A 15954-nucleotide genomic window follows, 5' to 3' on the forward strand; every position below is an offset into this window, starting at 1 on the left:
TGAGACGTGTCTTCATATTGAGGGCATATGGCAAAAGCGGTACAACGACTAATCAAGATCTCGGCAGATGCCGATGGCAATGGACCGTCCAGCATCCACCTGATGAGCGCCGGCCACTGGCACACGCCGTGGCACGGTGCATTCGAGATGACGAGCGACGATCTTGCCGACATGGTCACGAACTTCGAGGCCGGCGTTGGCCTCGTCGCGGAGAACAAGAACCGCGCACCGCTGAACTACGGCCACGACATGGGCGGCAAAGCCGCAGTGTGGATCACTGGCCTGTTCCTCGAGAACGACGGCACCGAGCTGTGGGGGAGCGTCAAGTGGACGCGGGAGGGCGCTCGCTCTCTCAAGGAAGAGGAGTACGCGTACATCTCGCCTGAGTGGAACCCGCGGGACTTTCCGTGGGAGAACCCTGAGGTCGAGGGTGAGTTCGTCGATAACGTCTTCACCGGCGCGGCGCTCACCAACATCCCATTATTCAAGAAGCTGAAACCCGTCATGGCGTCTCGCGACGCTGGCGGCAGCGATAAACACAACGAAGGAGAATCTATGGACCTAGCCACACTACGTGCCAAGAAGGCAGACGAGTTGACCGACGAGGAGAAAGCATTCCTCGCTGAGCACAAGACAGAACTCACCGACGACGAGCGCACAACGTTCGGACTCGTCGATGCAGAAACCGAAGAAGAGAAGACCGCTCGCGAGGCTCAGGAGAAAGCTGACGCAGACGCGAAGGCTGAGGCTGACCGCAAGGCAGCTGAGGAGGCCAAGAACGTTCAGGCGAGCGCTCATGGGCTCACAGCGTCACAGATCCAACAGCTACAGGCCGACGCGAAGGCTGGCCGCGAGGCACAGCAAGAACTGCTGAAGACACGCCTCACAGCGTCCGTCACAGCACACATCGAGCGCGGGGCGATCAAGAGCGACCAACTCGACAGCGCCGTCAGCATCCTGATGGCGTCGAGCGACGCACAGCGCACGAGCCTCACAGCGTTCCTCGAGGCGCTCCCTACCAACACGCTCATCGCATCTGCGGAGAAGGGTGACGGCGGCGAGCCAGTCGCGGTCGAACTGACCGACGAGGACAAGAGCCTCGGCAGCGACTTCGGCAACACGCCGGAAGAGATCGCTGAGTACAAGAAAAAAGAAGCAGCCGCAGCGGCTGGTAAATAGGAAGGATCAAGTACATGGCTAACTTAACAGCATCACGTCCAGACCAAAGGCAAGAAGGCATCCTCGTTAATGTTCCTCTGGCTGCGTCTACGAAAGTCTTCGCCGGAAGCAACGTGAACTACAACGCGGCAGGCTTCGCAAAAAAAAGCATCCGACACGGCAGCAGAAGTGTTTGCCGGCGTCGCGATGGAGACCAAGGACAGCGCAGGTACGCAGGACGTCGACAAGTACGTTCGTGTCTGGAAAGAGGGCGTGTTCTCAATGAACTGTACTGGCGCTACTCAGGCCTGGGTGGGCCAGCTCGTACACAGCGTGGACGACAACCTCGTTGCCCTAGCTGCGACTACAACCAACGACGTTGTCGTGGGCCGAGTGGTTCAGTTCGTATCAGCAACTGAAGTGCGCGTAAAAATCTATGGTCTAGGGAAGGAATCCACTAGATGACAGTTATCACCAAGGAGTTTCTACAAGGACTCAACACGAACATCAACATCTCATGGCAGAAACGCTTTGACAGTGCTCCAAACGCGGACCTGTGGAAACAGATCGCGATGCCCGTCAACAGCAAGAACATCAGCGAGAAATACGCATGGCTCGGAGCCGTTCCAAGTCTTCGCGAGTTCAAGTCTGAGCGCATCCCTGGCTCACTAAGCGTCTTCAACTACGAGATCACGAACAAGAAGTTCGAATCGACCCTCGACGTCGACCGCGACGCACTCGAAGACGACCAGCCCAACCAGATCATGCTGGCCGTCAACGCACTGTCTACCAAGGCTGCGCAGGCGTACACCAAGCTGATCACCGCAGCGTTCAAAGCTGGGTTCAGCACACCGATCTTCGACGGCAACAACTTCATCGACACGACTCACGTAGTGAACGGTGTCAGCACCGGCTCGAACTACCTCGGCACAGCGAAGGACCTGACCGGCGCGAACACTGACGCCGCTGAACTGCTCTTCGCCAGACAGACAGACGACAAGGGCGACCCACTCGGCTATGGCGGTACACACCTGATCGTTGGTCCGTACAACTACGCAGCGGCGAACGCCCTCGTGAACGTACCGACTCTTGCCGGTGGTGCAGCGAACCCGTACTACCAGCGCTACCAGATCGTGAAACTGCCGTACCTCAGCGTCACGGACAAGATGTGGGCTCTCGCTGACCTGAACGAAGGCCTCCTTCCGTTCGTCATGCAGATCCGCACCGCCATCACGCTCGTGGCGAAGACCGACTTGAACAGCGACCGCGCGTTCGACAAGGACATCTTCACCTGGGGTACACGTGCACGTCACAACGCCGGCTACGGCAACCACCAGCTCATCGTTGGTGCGGTAGCGAACTAGGCGGCTGACCATGGCTGACTACAAGGTCACACTCCCATGGGACTTCCCATACGACCAGCGCACCCGCGCTGGCGTCACGGTAACGAAGGCGTACGGCTACGAAGGCCCGCTGACCGCTGAGCAGGCCGACGAGATCGAGGCTGATGGCCAGTTCGTCGTCGAGCAGATCGAAGCGGCAACGCAGGACGATCCGAGCACGAAGCCTCTCACCAAGGCTGAAATGCTGGCGCAGGCTGAGGCCGACGGGTTGACGCTGATCGTCACAAAGGACAACACCCGTGACGAGATCGTTGCGGCGATCGACGCGGCGACGCAGGACTAGTTCTAGAAGCCTGCAAGACGTGCACCTCTCAGGAGGTGCTTTTCTTTTCCGTAAAGTCTATTCCTAGATACGGTCGAAGTGATGCGAGAAAAGCGGCGATAGCTTCGTCATAGGCTACGTCTGAGCGCATGTACTCTTCATCAGCACTCCCCAATGCGGCCATAGTCCGAAGTGGAATCCCCTTCCACAGGATATCTTTCGCTCGGTCGGCAACCTCCGTTGGTCCATATACGGACATCTCGTTGAAAGACTTGAACATTGCTTCGATTTCAACATCCGCTTCCGCCTCAAGCCTTTGCTGCTCGACTACGGGGTCTGGAGTGCGCCTGCTGCCCTTCATGCCAAGCTGGCTCATCTGTAGCGCGATGTCACCAAGTCGACGGGCCTTTGTCAACATGCTGAGACCAATCCGACGATAATCCTCTTGATACTTGAGAGCATCCTCGCGTTTTTCGAGACGGTTGGTTTCTGCGGCGCGCTCCGCAGATGCTTGAGCTGCAATAGCGAGAGCTTCTTTGCGGCGAGCGTTATTTGTTATTCCGGCGGTGAGGAGCGTGCTCCCGAGCGTGAGTGCGCCGGTCAGCACTAGAGGCAGTGCATCAGTCAAGCCTGTCGCAAGATTCGTGAGGTTCTGTTCTGATAACAGAAGATCGATGAAACTTGGGCCCGGGGCGCTAGAGGCCGCTGAAAGCATATGACTCCAATTGGTCTTGTGTCGGGCTTTTCGCTGCCTTCATGCTAGCAGCGACGCAGGACTAGGACGCATCAAGCGGACCGAGACCATCCCTCAGTGGGTGCTCTTTTTGTTGAGGAGCGTCACGTCTTCTACACCCAGGTGACTCCGCATATGGCCGATTAGGTTGGATTTAGCGTCGATGAAGTACCTGTCTGCTCGAATCTGAGCGTCAGGTTGCTTAGCGTCCATGGTCGCATTACAGGCCGCCACCACTCTATTTAGCTCAACGGTGATGTCGGTTGGTGCTAGCAACATGCATTCCGTAAGTTGCACCTTTAGGGTCATCATCAGCTGCATTCGGGACGCGGTCAGCTCGTTGGATTGCTTGATAGTTGCGAGCACGTTGGTCGAATTGGAGATGAGCCGGAGACTGACAGTTCTGTCGAAGATCTGTTCAGTGGTGGACAGCAGCTCTGTGACGAGACGTACGGTGTCTCGCTCGAAACGCAGCGCGTCCTCACGAGCGCTGTTTCGCTCGTACACCTGGCGCTCGTCTGCGCGCGCGAAACGACGGTTGATCACCGTTGTGAGGAGTGTAACGGCGAACGTGACGGTCGCAGTCAACAGGATCGTAATCAGCTGAGCAAAGTCAGTCACAGTCGCAAGCTCCAAGAATCGGACAAGGTAGATAAGTGCTTAGTCAGTTGCGGATACACTCGGACTCCACATGGATGTGCCAGCGGCATCGATGTGCAGGATGGTGCGAATTGTGGAGATGAATTGTCCCTGCGCTGCGCCCACGGCGTCAGAGATGGCTTGCTCTGTCTCCGGAGTTGCCCTCATCAAAGACTGCGTAGCGTCACCGAGCTTTTCGGCTGCGACATATAAGGCATCGGGGGCGTAAATCATCATGGCGGCTCTTGCGTTACCAAGAATTATGAGTTGTTCTACGAGTTTGAGCAGGCTGTCGTGCTCGTCAGGGCCAGGCTCGTCGACAATCTTCATCCGGGATCGAGCGATCCACCGCCCAGCAGAAAGCGCTTCGTTCGAAGCAGCGAGCGTCTCGATGCCCATCTGTCGGATGTCGGCGATCCATCGAAGCTCATCTGCTCGGTCGTGCTCGACCTTGGCATCCTCTTTCGCACTTCTACGGTCGCGCTCATAGACAACGTCGGCTCGGCGGTTGTTGCGCCAACTGAGGAACAGAGCCGTCCCTAGACCGATTAGTGCACCACCTGCTACCGGCGTTATTGCGGTGAGGAACTCCCAGAATGAGCTGTCCCAGAAAGCGTCGATCGTGAGTCCCCTTTGTGTGTTCAATGTCGGGTCAATGTGTTTTATTAGGAGGTAGATGGAATTTGATTCTCACGGCAACTTAGCTCAGTCTCTCCTGGCCGCCGTGCCAGTGGAACGAGTGACGGGCACTGCCTTCAAGGTCTCGCCCGGCGACGGCCAGCTCTTCGCTCCCAACATGCCTGTGACCCTAGCGCCGTACGGCAAGGACCCGAGCTACGACAACGCTGAGATCGCACGGATCACTTCAGTCAGCTGCGACAGCCTTGTACTCGAACGTGGGACAGAGGGTTCAATCCCGAAGATCGTGCAGGTTGGGTGGGTCATCGCAGGAACCGTGACAGCAGGCACCCTCGAGGCGATCGAAGACGCGGTACTTACGAAGGCGGACCAGACGTACGTCGACGAGCTCGTTGATGGGCTCGATCTACGCGGCGACGTGCGCACAGTCGCCGGCCGCACAGGCAACGTCGTCCTCTCCAAGGCCGACGTCGGCCTCAACCTGGTCGACAACACGTCTGACGCAGCGAAGCCCGTTTCCGCGCCCGTACAGACGGCTCTGAACGCGAAGTACAACGCGAGCAACCCGGCTGGGTATGTAGACGCGTTCCAAGCCGCTGCATCCGCGCCCGTACAGACGGTCGCGGGCAGGCAGGGCGCCGTCACCCTCGCGAAGGGTGACGTGGGGCTCGGCAACGTGGACAACACCAGCGACGCGAGCAAGCCGGTGTCAGTGGCGACGAGCAGCGCACTGGCGCTCAAGGCTCCTCTGGCATCACCGGCGTTTACCGGGACACCCACCGGCATCACGAAGGCGCACGTCGGTCTCGGGAGCGTCGACAACACCAGCGATGCGGCGAAACCGGTCAGCACAGCGCAGGCGACGGCGATCGAAGTACGACGAACGGTCACCCGGACAGTCGACTCAGCGGGCGCGGACGTCATCGTCACGGGCGCTGCTGACCAGACGCCCGTCAACGCCGCCATCGCCGCCTTGTCATCAACAGGGGGAGAGGTCCTCGTCCGAAGGACCCTCTACTTGACCGCGCCGATCGTGGTGAACGTGTCGAACGTGAAGCTCCGTCTGATGACGGGAGCACGAATCATCGCAGCCACTAGCTTCTCGGGCGGCCTGATCGAGCTGAACGGGCAAGTCGGCGGCCTGGTCAACGTCGTGATCGAGGGAGATCAACAGTCTCTCGATTGCGGCGGGTTCGCGAACGTCCAGGCGATCGTGATCAAGGGCGGCACCTACAGCCCGACGACGTTCGTGGACAACGTATTGATCCGTGGACTCAAGTTCACCAATGGCGGGACCAACGCAGGGAACGTCGGCCACGTGACGGTTTACAGCGGGAGATCCATAACGGGTGGTCAAGATCGCGGCGCGGTTGCGAACCTGACCTTTCGCGAAGTCGATTTTGGCGGCGCCTCGAAGTACCACGTGTTTGTGCAGGGGAACTCCGTCCGCGGCCTGTATTTCTACAGCTGTCGCTTCCACGATGGCCTGACGCCTTTTAGCTTCGGATGGAATCAGCCGGCGAAACGAAACGACTCCTTGTCTGGCGTCCGCTCTAATCGTGATCTCCTTTTTCACGAGTGCGAATGGTTCTCGATGAACAGTTCGAGTGTCACCGGTTTCACCATCAACGACGTGGCTCGAACAGGCTGGCGTAACATGCGCTTCGTGGGTGGCAGAGCGCAGGGCCACGGCATTGATTTCTCTTCGGCACCCATCCCAGCCAACCAGGAGTTCTTCGCGAACGTTCACAGTGCCTTGAATCTACAGTTCATGGGGTTCAGCTGGGTCGATGTTAAGACGATCTTCTCGATTGGCCAATCAAACAATGGCAACTACTACCAAGCAGATCCGACCGTTGCGCTTCAGATCAAAAATTGCTTCATGTATCACTGCTACAACTTCATGGACGAAGATGCAGCAATCGCAGTTGACATCGACGGCCTATATGTCTACGAGATGTACCTGAACCTTAACTTGGGCTATTCGCGCCATTCTCCTACTCGACTGCGCAACGCATTTATCTACAACCCAGTGGTGAAACTGACAGCGGCGCCGGAAGTCGCGAGTATAGAGACTGCGGCAATCTACCTGACGCCTGACAATCACGAGATCTCCAACGTGATCATCAAGGACGATCGGCTCCTGCCAAACCCGACACTTGCCCCGGTGCTTTCGGCCGTCACTTTGAGTGGTGCCCCTGGAGGAACCTTTTTCTTTGCTTACAGCTGGACGAACGATACTGGCGAGACGGTGATAAGCAGTCTGTCTAGCCTCACGGTTGCCTCCGGACAGACGGTAAAGGTCACACACCCATACTCCTCGACCTATAGCCCGCCATCAGGTGCGAAGCATGTACGGATATACGGCCGTCTCACGTCCAGTGTGACCGCTCAGGACACGATCCCGGTTCCGTGGCACCTCGAGTACGAGTCGGACGTTGCAACCACTGGTGCTGCGCTGAACTGGAACCTCCCACTGTCCGGGTTGGTCGCGGGCGTAGACGCACCTCTCGCGAACACGACCACGACGCGGGTGAAGGCTGGGATCTGGGAAGTGAGCGGAGGCAACACGACGGGAATCGCTTCGCGCTACTTCAGCAACGCCTTCTACGGCATCGCTGGGGCGAAGGAGATCGTCGAGGTTGCTGGATACTCACGCAAGCGCTGGGACAACATCAGCAACCCGACACTCATCGCAGGCGACGACGTCTTCCTCGATTTCGACTACAACTCGCCCACTTTCAAGGGCGCGATCGCGACCGCCGTCGCGGCTCGCTCCGCTGCCACCACCCTCGACGCCACTCACTGCTCAGTCGAGCTGAACACGACCGCCACCCAGACCCTGCCAGCCCTCGCGACCTGCCAGGGCCGCATGTACGAGTTCGTCAACATCAACGCCGCCGCCGCGACGATCAAGGGCAACGGCTCCGAGCTGATCGGCAACGTGACAACGGCCAACACCTACACGCTGCCGTCCGGCGCAACGGTGACGCTGAAGGCGTTTCCGAGCGCGTGGCGAGTCGTCTAGCCCGCTACGGTGGGCCCATGGTCGATGGGGGAAGTGCCGCTGACTGGATCGCGGCCGTTGGTACAGCAGGCGCACTGCTGTGGGGTGTTTATATCTATCGAGGCAGTCAGAAGTCTGCTGAGCGAGAGCAGGCGGATCAAGTCTTCTTCAACGTAGGGGTTCCCGAGAAGGACATGAGCGCAGTCGACCTGAGCGTTTTCAATGCATCGTCGCAAAGGATCACCAATCCATTCTTCTTGAAGGTCTCCTCTAAGTCGCTCAAGTGGCGCGTCGGAATCCATAAGCCACTCGGGGCGCAGTTCATCGGGTACCCGGAATGGCGCCAAAAGCGTGATGAAGTAATACAAAGCATGCCAGAGCATTCTCGACCGGCCCCAGTAGCTATCGAAAAGCCAAGGACATTCTGGCCCAACTATCGCGGCTCGACCCGATTCCGCGGCCGCTCGGTCAGTGACTATCGTGACGATTCGGCGGTCGTCTTTAAAGATGTACGCGGTCGATTCTGGATCCGTCATTTCATGCTCGAGCAGCCGATCCGTCTTACACGCGCTCAAGCTGAGCATTTGTTGCCGGACCCGGACCTTAGCTGACGAACTCAGTCGAATCGGGCGCGAAGTTCTTTGTGCCTCGCTCGCATCGCCTTCCAGTACGGCCCATCGTGCGCGAACACATCGTTCAGCGGCGGCATCAGGTCGCCCACGATCAGCCGCTCATGCGCTCCCGGCTCTGGAGTGTCGTGCCACGTCACGTGCAGGTTGTTGCCCATCCAAAAGTTGAGGAGCGAATCGCCCTCTGCTGTGAGCCCGAACTTCTGCCCTGGCCCGGGCACGATCTGATCCCGTAGCTCCAACTCGTCGACGAGCAGCGCGACGAGTGACCGCCTCAGCGTGGAAATCCGCGTCGTCTTGAGGTGCATCCCTCCACCACGCACCGCGAGCGTCGTCCTGGCGATGCCGACGTAGAGCGGCCGGCTCGTGACGACGTCGGGGAAGCCTGTGGGCCAGAACTGCGTCGGCGCTCCGTCGAGATCCCACCAGGCGTAGATGCTGGGGGAGCGCAGGTCCCGCAGCGCATCGGGAACTGCAGGGACGGCGCCGAGGAGAGCGTCACGCTGGTCGGTCCAGTCCATGCGAGCAGTGTAGAGGCCGCTACGGTGGCGAGGTGGATGAGTTGCTTGCGGGAATCGGTAGAATGCTCGGCTCGATGGAACTGGGTACGTTGGGAGAGTGGGTAAGTGGGATGATCGCTGGCGCAGCACTGCTCGTTGCGGTGACGACTCAAAGGCGTCAATCCCTCGAATCCGCACGCGAAGAAGCTGGGTCGCTTCTCGCAGATCTTCAGGTGGTTTCCTACGATGGCGATCCGTTCAACGGTGTCGTGGTGTTGGGTGCGAAAATCACGAACGACTCAACAAGAAGCAAACGCTCAGTGCAGCTTGTCGTCGGTTCCATGATGTTGGACGAGCCATGGAATCCGATTGGTCTTCGCCCACATACGGACTATCTGAGAGGCTATGACGTCGTTTCGCGGACCTCGGACGACCGGGGTGACGGAGTGCGTGCGCACGTCCGGCTGGTTGAGGGCAATGCAAAAATTGCGATGGTTGTTTTCACGCGCGAAGTTTTTGGTCGAGACATTTACCTGCTGTTCACCGACTCGAAGAATCGGCGTTGGAGACGCGATCTCCTAACGGGTGGGTTGCGACCGGCGATAGCGAGCGATGAGGAGCAGTATGCGCGCCAAGCGTTGGTCTCGACTCGACGTCCCTTCGGTTTTCTGAAGCGTCGGCAGAACTAGGCGATCGCCTTGCAATATTCGTGCTCATTGCCTATAACTAGAAACATAGGTTCACCTTGGAAGAAAACTCGCGGATTGGTAATGGCTCATGATGGGTTCTTTCGCATTCGGCTCATTTAGCTTCGCGTCCTTCCGCTGCTTCACAGCCACGCGCGCTCTCGCGGAGCACACGCTAAGCATCACCCTGCTCCGAGACACGCCCGCGCTAACCGTAATCAGGTCCTCGTGACCGAAGGCACCACATGGCAACAACCCTCAAGATCCAGTCATTCGTCGAAAGCAACATCCGGGAACGTGGAGAGCTAGCCGCTGCCGCTCCAGTCGGTGCAACCTCGCTCACGGTCCGCAGCACCGAAGGGTTCCTGCCCGGCCACACCATCTACGTCGGAGCGCTCAGCCGTGAGGGTTGCGAGCGCGTGGTCATCGCCAACGCGACTGATCCGACCGTCCTCACCCTGCTTACGCCGCTGACGCTGAACCACTCCCAGTTTGAGCCCGTCACGTCCGTCGTTGGTGACCTGATCCACATCTACCGCGCGGCCAACATCGACGGCTCCGTGCCGGCCGATGATTTCTTTACCGTCCTCGCCACGCGAAATATCGATCCTGACCAGCTCTCGAGCTACTACACGGACGCTGGAGGCTCCAGTGCGTTTTGGTATCGATCGACCTACTACAACGCAACCACGAACGACGAGACGGCCCTTTCCAACTCGGATCCCGTGCGCGGCGATGACTTCGGCCACTACGCGACCATCGCAGCGATCCGCAGCGAGGCAGGCTTCGGCCAGGCTCACAACCTCAGTGACCTTGGCCAGCTCGTGCTCATCCTGGGTCTCGTCACCACCGCGGCCGGAACCTTCGCCGCGCTCGGGAAGCAGGGAGAGAAGCTGGACACGGTGGTCCGTCAGACCAACGGGCAGCTCCACTCGAAGGAGCAGAAGATCGCGGAGTTGCAGGCAGCCCTGGACGAGGCGCACAAGCAGATGCCCCCGACCTCCTCAGGGCGTCACTCCGCCGAGGCCTGACCCTCCGGCTCCACGGGTGGCAGATTCTTCAAGAAATCTGCGTAGGCCTGTGCCGCTGTCTTTGCCTCGCTCAACCAGGCTTTGGCTTGCAGCTTGAACTCGATGTAGATGGCAACGTCAGGGGTGTTATCGGGGCGGGCAGAGGAGGCGACCTTGCTGATCATGAGCCCCATCGGGCTCGAACTCCCTTGCAAGAGGGACACGAGCTTGAAGTCGAGCGACGCAAGCTGAAGCACCTGGTCAATTCTCTCGTAGCCGGTGTGCCTACCCGTGTAGACCGACTGTGCGACCTGCTGGAACTCGATCATCAGGTCACGGATGCGCTCGCGCTCCTGCCTCTTGCGGTCGGACCGGTCCCGCAGCCACGGGAAGATGACGGTCCCTACGAAACTGCCGAGGAAGCCGACGATGGTCCCTCCGACAGCGATCAGGGCAATGAGGACGGTCTCGTTCATGCGGCGACCCTAGACCACCCTCAGGAAGCCTGACGCGCCCACGCATACAACCGCCATTTTGTCAGCGCAACCGCCTCATCGCCGCCTCCACCGCGGGCACCGTCGTCGTCGAGGCCGGCGCCCGCTCCGGCTCCCTCAACACCGCCGGCCACGCCGCCGCCCTGGGCCGCCCCCTCGGCGCGGTCCCGGGCCCGGTCACCAGCGCCTCCTCCGCCGGCTGCCACCGGCTCCTCCGCGAGTACGCGGCGACCTGCGTCACCTCGCCGGCGGATGTGCTCGAACTGCTCGCCGTCGGCGACACCGACGGATCGTGCCGAGCGCTGACCGCGGCTGAGGCGCGAGTCCTGGCCGTCGTCGAATCCGAAGGAGGCTGTGACGCCGCAACCGTCGCCCGGCTCTCCGGGGATTCGCTCGACTCGGCACTGTCGGCGCTGGGTGCGCTCCTCGCAGACGGACGCGTCCACCGTTCCGAGGACGGGGACTGGGAGCGGGCACCCGGGTGAGCGGCCCCGCCGCCGCGGCGCTGTCGGCGGTCCGCCCTACGCTGAAGGGGCATCGGCGAGGGGAGCGGCATGGACGCCACGGCAGCAGGACACGGCGGAGAGCGCCCGCAGCTCGGGCACTTCCGCGCCGCCGACAGGGTCATCGCGCATCTGAGCGACACGCACCTGCTGGCCGACGGCGCTCCGCTCTACGGGAAGGTCGACACGGTCGCCCGCCTCGCGCAGGCGGTCGGCCGGCTGGCCGAGCGCGGCGGACGCCTGGACGCGATCGTGGTGACCGGGGACGTCGCGGACCGCGGCGAGGAGGACGCCTACCGGCGTGTGCGCGAGCAGCTCGACCCCGTGGGCGAGCGGTTAGGCTGCCCGATCGTCTGGGTGATGGGCAACCACGACGAGCGCGGAGCGTTCCGGCGGGTGCTCCTCGAGCAGGACCCGGCGGGCGCGGGACCCGTGGACCAGGTCGTCGACCTCGGCGGGCTCCGGCTCATCGCGCTCGACAGCGCGGTGCCCGGCTTCCACCACGGCGACCTCACCGACGCCCAGCTGGCCTGGCTGAAGGACGAGCTCGCCGCACCGGCCCCGCTGGGGACGATCCTCGCCCTGCACCACCCTCCGCTGCCCACGCCGCTCGGCGCGATGACCGTGCTCGAGCTGCGGGGGATCGACCGCCTCGAGGAGGTGGTGCGCGGAACCGACGTCCGCGCGATCCTCGGCGGCCACCTGCACTACCCCACGGCTGCGACCTTCGCGGGCGTGCCCGTGCTCGTCGCCGGCGCCACCAGCTACACGATGGACCTCGGAGCGCCCGAGCGGGAGCTCGCCGGCGTCGACGGAGCGCAGAGCCTCTCGCTCGTCCACGTCCACCCGGAGACGGTGGCCGCCTCGTTCGTGCCGACGGCACCGGCCCCGATCGCGACGCGGTTCGGCACCGACCTGATCGAGCGGCTCGAGGGGCTCGACGAGCAGGGGCGCATCGACCTCTGGTCGCGGATGCCGGACGGATCATGACCGGCGAGACGCTCGCCGACTCGGTCGAGCACTTCCTCCGGTACGTCCTCGACGAGCGGTCCCTCTCGCCCGCCACCGCGAAGGGCTACCGCTCCGACCTGGTGCGCCTGATCGCCCACACGGAGGAGAAGGGGCGGCTCCTCACCGCCGAGCTCGACCTCGAGCTGCTGCGCGACTGGCTCTGGCGAGAGTCGGAGTCGGGGATCGCCCGCGCGACCCTCGCCCGGCGCACCGCGGCCGTCCGCTCCTTCTCCTCCTGGGCGCAGCGGACCGAGCGGCTCCCCGTCGACGTCGCCGCACGCCTCAAGACGCCCAAGTCGGGACGGACACTGCCGCGGGTCCTCACGCTCCCGCAGGCGGAACAGGTGCTCGACACGGTCGCGGCGCGAGGCGCGACCGAGGACCCGGTGGCGCTGCGGGACCTCGCGATCGTCGAGCTGCTCTACGCCTCCGGCATCCGCGTCTCCGAGCTGGTCGCCGTCGACCTGGGCGACGTCGATCTCGGCAGGCTCACCGTGCTCGTCACCGGCAAGGGCGCCAAGCAGCGGGTCGTCCCGTTCGGCGTCCCCGCGAAGGAGGCGCTCGTCGACTACCTGGAGCGCGCCCGACCCTCTCTCGCCACCGGCGACGGGAGCGGGGCCCTGCTGCTGGGACGGCGGGGCGCGCGCCTCACCCCGCGCACGGTCTACGGCGTGGTGGCGAGGCTCCTCGACGGCGGGCAGGGCTCCGGACCGACCGGTCCGCACACCCTCCGCCACACCGCGGCGACCCATCTGCTCGACGGGGGAGCCGACCTCCGCGCCGTCCAGGAGCTGCTCGGCCACGCGAGCCTGGGCACCACGCAGATCTACACCCACGTCTCGACCGAGCGGATCCGCGACGCCTACCGCCTCGCCCACCCCCGCGCCTGACCGGACGCGCGAGTCGCTGGACGCACCCTTCCGCGCCACTCGCTGAACCCCCTGCGCCACGTCGTCCATCGGCAGAAGCACCGCCCGGGGGATCCCGCCGAAGAACCGCATCGGCGAGACGTAGTCGCCACCCTCGCGGACGCCGAGGTGCACGCACCTCCCGTCGCAGTGGCCGCCCGCACCCACTGCTCCGACGGGCTGGCCCGCGGTGAGGACCTGCCCCGCCGTCACCGATCCGTCGACCGGCTCGACCGTCGAGACCAGACCGTCCGCGTGCACGATGCTCACCACGGACCGGTCGACCACCCTGCCCGAGAACGACACGGTACCCGCAGCGACGGCGACCACGGGCTGCCCGGCCGCTGCGGCGAGGTCGATCCCGCGGTGCCCGGGGGCGTAGCGGTGCGCTGGCGCGCCCCACGGCTCCACGACGGAGAAGCCCGCGACGGGGGAGGTCCACCGCGGGTCGGACCGGCCGGGGGACGAGGTGCCGGAGGGCGAGGCGCCGAGAGGCGCCCCGACGAGCAGAGCGGCGAGGGCGAACACGCCCGGGCGCAGGAGTCGGGATCGGAGCATGCGGCCACCCTCCTGGAGCCGGTCCGAGACCGGTGGTCGGCCGAGCGGATCAGGGGAGGAGAGCGCGACGGGCCCGGCTGTGGAGGGAGGACATCGGCCGGGGGAGAGCGCAACCCGTCCCGGCGGTGCCGCGGCGAGGAGTAACGTGCCGGTGATCCGGCTCGGGAGCGGCACCCCGCCCCCACCGGCGGCGAGAATCGGAGACGACCATGACCAGCGGACGATCTGACACGACCAGCGGGAGAGCGGACATCCCGAACCCCTCGGCGGCGAAGCTGAAGAGGAAGGTGATCGGCCTCGCGATCGCGGCGGCGGTCGGCGGCTTCCTCTTCGGCTTCGACTCGTCGGTGGTGAACGGTGCCGTGGAGGCGGTGCAGGGCGAGTTCCAGCTCTCGGCCGCCCTGATCGGCTTCGCCGTCGCCTCCGCGCTGCTCGGCTGCGCACTCGGCGCGTACCTCGCTGGGCGCCTGGCCGACCGCTGGGGCCGCATCAAGGTCATGCTGCTCGGCGCCGGGCTCTTCTTCATCTCCTCCATCGGCGCCGGCGCGGCGTTCGCGGTCTGGGACCTCGTGCTCTGGCGCGTGGTCGGCGGCCTCGGCATCGGCATCGCCTCCGTGATCGCTCCGACCTACATCTCGGAGATCGCGCCCAAGGCCATCCGCGGAGCCCTCGCGTCGCTGCAGCAGCTGGCGATCACGCTCGGCATCTTCGCCGCACTGCTCTCGGACACCCTCATCGCGAACGGCGCGGACGGCGCCTCCGAGCCCTTCTGGTTCGGCGTCGCCGCCTGGCGCTGGATGTTCATCGCCTGCGCCGTGCCGGCCGTCATCTACGGCCTCCTGGCCCTGACCCTGCCGGAGTCGCCCCGCTACCTCGCGACCCGCGGCCGCTCCGAGGACGCCCGCGCGGTGCTCGCGACGGTCACGCCGCGCGACGAGGTCGACGAGGCGCTCGCGGACATCCAGAAGAAGATCGACGAGGACTCCGAGAACGCGAAGCGCTCCAGCCTCCGCGGCCCCGCCCTCGGCCTGCTCCCCGTGGTCTGGGTCGGCATCCTGCTGTCGGTGTTCCAGCAGTTCGTGGGCATCAACGTGATCTTCTACTACTCCACCTCGCTCTGGAGCGCGGTCGGATTCGACGAGTCCAACTCCTTCGCGATCTCGGTCTTCACCTCGGTCGTGAACGTCGTCGTCACCTTCGTGGCGATCTTCCTGGTCGACAAGGTCGGCCGGAAGCCGCTGCTGCTGGTCGGCTCGGCCGGCATGGCCGTCTCGCTCGCGCTGATGGCCATCGCCTTCAGCCAGTCGACGATCAGCGGAGAGGACGTCTCGCTGCCCGGCGCGTGGGGGCCGATCGCCCTCGTCTCGGCGAACGCGTTCGTCGTCTTCTTCGGTGCGACCTGGGGCCCGCTCGTGTGGGTCCTCCTCGGCGAGATCTTCCCGAACCGGATCCGGGCGGCCGCCCTCGGCCTGGCGGCCTCGGCCCAGTGGATCGCGAACTTCGCCATCACGGTGACCTTCCCGATCCTCTCGCAGGACGTGTCGCTCACCCTGGCCTACGGCCTCTACGCCGCCTTCGCGGCGATCTCGTTCGTCTTCGTCTTCATGTTCGTGCCCGAGACCAAGGGCCGCTCGCTGGAGGAGATGGACACCCTGCACATCCGCACCGTGATGAAGTCGGCGCGCAAGTAGCACCGGCCTCCCGCGCCCCGACGGCCGCCCTCCCGCAGCAGCGGGGGAGGCGGCCGTCCTGGTGCTAGACTCCACGGAGCACCTCGCTCGTCGGGGTGACTACGCGCGCCCATTCGGCCTCCG

At 63.3% G+C, this 15954-nt stretch carries 16 protein-coding genes and 1 pseudogene; 12 read left to right on the forward strand and 5 right to left on the reverse strand.

Annotation, left to right across the window (positions count from 1 at the left end; translation table 11 throughout):
• The first annotated feature begins 102 nt into the window (after positions 1-102).
• The 3 genes from C5C50_RS04245 to C5C50_RS04255 all read left to right on the forward strand — a co-directional run bounded on the left by C5C50_RS04245 (position 103) and on the right by C5C50_RS04255 (position 2844).
• The gene (locus tag C5C50_RS04245; RefSeq protein WP_181133884.1) at positions 103-1179 is read left to right on the forward strand and encodes a phage protease; all 1077 of its coding nucleotides are present in this window, start codon (positions 103-105) and stop codon (positions 1177-1179) included.
• Between the two features lie 440 nt (positions 1180-1619).
• Positions 1620-2522, forward strand: coding sequence for a Mu-like prophage major head subunit gpT family protein (locus tag C5C50_RS04250; protein WP_104272916.1), 903 nt, complete (start codon positions 1620-1622; stop codon positions 2520-2522).
• Between the two features lie 10 nt (positions 2523-2532).
• Positions 2533-2844 carry a hypothetical protein gene (locus C5C50_RS04255; RefSeq protein WP_104272917.1) on the forward strand — a complete coding sequence of 104 codons (312 nt, stop codon included), beginning with the start codon at positions 2533-2535 and terminating at the stop codon, positions 2842-2844.
• Between the two features lie 28 nt (positions 2845-2872).
• Here C5C50_RS04255 and C5C50_RS16645 read toward each other — a convergent pair whose 3' ends face one another.
• Positions 2873-3451, reverse strand: a complete 579-nt coding sequence (locus tag C5C50_RS16645; RefSeq protein WP_146085856.1) for a hypothetical protein — start codon at positions 3449-3451, stop codon at positions 2873-2875.
• A 180-nt stretch (positions 3452-3631) separates the two neighbouring features.
• A complete protein-coding gene (locus tag C5C50_RS04260) occupies positions 3632-4177 on the reverse strand; it encodes a hypothetical protein (protein WP_104272918.1) in 546 nt (181 codons plus the stop codon).
• Between the two features lie 285 nt (positions 4178-4462).
• Here C5C50_RS04260 and C5C50_RS16650 point away from each other — a divergent pair, with 285 nt between their 5' ends.
• The 3 genes from C5C50_RS16650 to C5C50_RS16655 all read left to right on the forward strand — a co-directional run bounded on the left by C5C50_RS16650 (position 4463) and on the right by C5C50_RS16655 (position 8452).
• Complete coding sequence (locus C5C50_RS16650; protein WP_146085857.1) at positions 4463-4738, forward strand: hypothetical protein; 276 nt, start codon at positions 4463-4465, stop codon at positions 4736-4738.
• A 133-nt stretch (positions 4739-4871) separates the two neighbouring features.
• The gene (locus C5C50_RS17160) at positions 4872-7862 is read left to right on the forward strand and encodes a hypothetical protein (RefSeq protein ID WP_146085858.1); all 2991 of its coding nucleotides are present in this window, start codon (positions 4872-4874) and stop codon (positions 7860-7862) included.
• Positions 7863-7879: 17 nt separating this feature from the next.
• Entirely contained in the window at positions 7880-8452 is a 573-nt protein-coding gene (locus tag C5C50_RS16655; protein ID WP_146085859.1) for a hypothetical protein, read from the forward strand.
• Between the two features lie 5 nt (positions 8453-8457).
• On the opposite strand, the gene C5C50_RS04270 is transcribed toward C5C50_RS16655, so the two are convergent.
• Complete coding sequence (locus C5C50_RS04270; RefSeq protein ID WP_104272920.1) at positions 8458-8991, reverse strand: GIY-YIG nuclease family protein; 534 nt, start codon at positions 8989-8991, stop codon at positions 8458-8460.
• A 32-nt stretch (positions 8992-9023) separates the two neighbouring features.
• Between C5C50_RS04270 and C5C50_RS16660 the strand changes: the two genes are divergently transcribed.
• Both C5C50_RS16660 and C5C50_RS04275 read left to right on the forward strand, forming a co-directional pair.
• Complete coding sequence (locus C5C50_RS16660) at positions 9024-9659, forward strand: hypothetical protein (protein WP_146085860.1); 636 nt, start codon at positions 9024-9026, stop codon at positions 9657-9659.
• Between the two features lie 242 nt (positions 9660-9901).
• Positions 9902-10687, forward strand: coding sequence for a hypothetical protein (locus C5C50_RS04275; RefSeq protein WP_104272921.1), 786 nt, complete (start codon positions 9902-9904; stop codon positions 10685-10687).
• Here the strand turns inward: C5C50_RS04275 and C5C50_RS04280 are convergent.
• A complete protein-coding gene (locus C5C50_RS04280; RefSeq protein WP_104272922.1) occupies positions 10669-11142 on the reverse strand; it encodes a hypothetical protein in 474 nt (157 codons plus the stop codon). The genes C5C50_RS04275 and C5C50_RS04280 overlap by 19 nt on opposite strands.
• A 44-nt stretch (positions 11143-11186) precedes the next feature.
• Between C5C50_RS04280 and C5C50_RS17250 the strand changes: the two genes are divergently transcribed.
• The 3 genes from C5C50_RS17250 (at position 11187) to C5C50_RS04295 (ending at position 13564) form a co-directional block, all read left to right on the forward strand.
• Positions 11187-11645 (forward strand): DNA-protecting protein DprA, encoded by a 459-nt coding sequence (locus C5C50_RS17250; RefSeq protein ID WP_258067646.1) that lies wholly within the window; start codon positions 11187-11189, stop codon positions 11643-11645.
• A gap of 69 nt (positions 11646-11714) precedes the next feature.
• Positions 11715-12653 (forward strand): phosphodiesterase, encoded by a 939-nt coding sequence (locus C5C50_RS04290; RefSeq protein ID WP_104272923.1) that lies wholly within the window; start codon positions 11715-11717, stop codon positions 12651-12653.
• Complete coding sequence (locus tag C5C50_RS04295) at positions 12650-13564, forward strand: tyrosine recombinase XerC (protein ID WP_104272924.1); 915 nt, start codon at positions 12650-12652, stop codon at positions 13562-13564. Before C5C50_RS04290 ends, C5C50_RS04295 begins: the two co-directional genes overlap by 4 nt.
• A gap of 123 nt (positions 13565-13687) precedes the next feature.
• Here C5C50_RS04295 and C5C50_RS17460 read toward each other — a convergent pair.
• Positions 13688-14140 (reverse strand): annotated as a pseudogene (locus C5C50_RS17460) (murein hydrolase activator EnvC family protein); the annotation flags it as partial.
• Positions 14141-14349: 209 nt separating this feature from the next.
• On the opposite strand from C5C50_RS17460, the gene C5C50_RS04305 reads away from it, so the two are divergent.
• Entirely contained in the window at positions 14350-15831 is a 1482-nt protein-coding gene (locus C5C50_RS04305; RefSeq protein ID WP_104223897.1) for a sugar porter family MFS transporter, read from the forward strand.
• Positions 15832-15954: the final 123 nt, after the last annotated feature.

The sequence above is a fragment of the Rathayibacter sp. AY1D9 genome (assembly GCF_002932395.1).
In the GTDB taxonomy this organism is placed as follows: Bacteria; Actinomycetota; Actinomycetes; order Actinomycetales; family Microbacteriaceae; genus Rathayibacter.